This is a genomic window from Caballeronia sp. (assembly GCF_049581465.1).
Taxonomy (GTDB): domain Bacteria; phylum Pseudomonadota; class Gammaproteobacteria; order Burkholderiales; family Burkholderiaceae; genus Caballeronia.
The window spans coordinates 1-1,545 of sequence record NZ_JBAUSA010000344.1 but is presented as its reverse complement, the minus strand read 5'-3'; the positions used below and the strand labels follow the sequence as shown (position 1 = coordinate 1,545).

Genomic DNA, 1,545 nt, shown 5'->3' with positions numbered 1-1,545 from the left:
CCCTCATGGTGTTCCGCTTCTTCATGAATCGCAGGAAAAACGCCAATACACCGGCGTATGCCAGCGCTGGCGCCGGTTCGCCTTTCGGCGGGATGAGCCAGCGGGAACCGAACTATGTGCCGCCGTCGGCGCCGGGCGGATATGGTCCTCGCATTGCGGAGCCTGTTGCCGCAAGCATGGTCAGCGACACGCCCCAGGTCGCCGTGCCGGCGGGTTTCGATACCGAAGCGTTCTTGCGCAACGCGAAAATCTATTTCGTGCGGCTCCAGGACGCATGGGATCGCGGTAACTCCAACGATATTCGCGAATTCACCACGCCCCAGATGTTCGCTGAAGTGAAGCAGGATATTGACGACCGCGGCTCGCAGCCTAATCGTACAGATGTCGTGCAACTGAACGCCGACATGCTTGGCGTGGAGGACACGAACACGGAAAGCCTGGCGAGCGTCCGGTTCCACGGCCTGATTCGCGAAACGGAAGGCGCGGCGGCCGAGCCGTTTGTCGAAGTCTGGAACCTGTCGAAACAAAAGTACGGCAATGAAGGCTGGCTGCTCGCCGGGATTCAACAGGTGAGTTGAGTTCATCAACGGTCGTCCGGGGCATCTTGTGTGAAAAGTGCTGGCCGGATGGCTAACGTTGGAGCTGGCATCGATTTGGGCCGAACGGCAACCCCAGTAGCAAAGGTAGAATAGAAACCCGCGCGAGCAACCGCTTGCGCGGGTTTTTTTACTCAGAGCCGATGACGCACGCAGACGAATCCGCCCGCCCCGCAGTATCTTCTGCGACCCGTTCCGCCGCCAAAGCCGCGTCGAAAGCGTTCGCGGCCGCGACCAATCATCTTCTCGCGCGCGAGTCGTGGGCCCGCGAGCGGCTCGTGCCTTACGTCGGCAAGACGGCGCGGCTGGAACTGGCGCCGTTCGCGTTGTCGATGATGGTTCAGCCGGACGGTTTGCTGGCGGGTATCGACGAAACTGAAGCGGCCACGTTCGACGTCAGCCTGTCGGTTCCCGCAGAAGGCGTTCCTGCGTTTCTGCAAGGCGGGCCGGCTGCCGTCATGAAGCATGTGCGAATAGAAGGGGACGCGGAATTTGCAACCACTATCGCGAAACTTGCAGAGCATTTGCGCTGGGAACCGGAAGAAGACCTGGCACGCGTGCTGGGCGACGGGCCTGCTCACCGCATTGGCTCGACCGTGCGCACTGCGGCAGAACAGGCGCGCCGCGCGGGCCGCAATGTGCTCGAATCGCTGACCGAGTATCTGCTGGACGAACAACCTCAACTCGTGCGCCGGGGCGCGCTCGACACGTTCAATGACGAACTGTCGAAAGCGCGCGACGCGCTGGCGCGCGTCGAAAAGCGCATCGAGCGACTCGAACAACAAGCCGAAGCGCGAGGCGCGACAGCGTCCGGCGCCGCCGTGTCTCCGCGCGGCACGCGCAAGTAATGGGCTGAACCATGCGTTTCCTGCGTTTCCTAAAGATTTTCTTTACCGTAGTGCAATTCGGGCTGGATGAATTGGTGCTGAGCGGCATCAACGACCGTCGC

Annotated in this window: 2 protein-coding genes; both read left to right on the top strand. The window is 61.6% G+C overall.

Translation table 11 applies throughout. The annotated features are described in order from the left end of the window. On the top strand, positions 1-578 hold a 578-nt coding region (locus WCA53_RS08670), incomplete at its 5' end, for a Tim44 domain-containing protein (RefSeq protein WP_423908022.1). Between the two features lie 161 nt (positions 579-739). After that, positions 740-1,444 (top strand): ubiquinone biosynthesis accessory factor UbiJ, encoded by a 705-nt coding sequence (locus WCA53_RS08665; RefSeq protein ID WP_423908020.1) that lies wholly within the window; start codon positions 740-742, stop codon positions 1,442-1,444. The last annotated feature ends 101 nt before the right edge of the window (positions 1,445-1,545 follow it).

What these genes read in the sequence shown, in the direction of transcription:
- WCA53_RS08665 (WP_423908020.1), top strand. Translation starts at nt 740, where the DNA reads ATGACGCACGCAGACGAATCCGCCCGCCCCGCAGTATCTTCTGCGACC.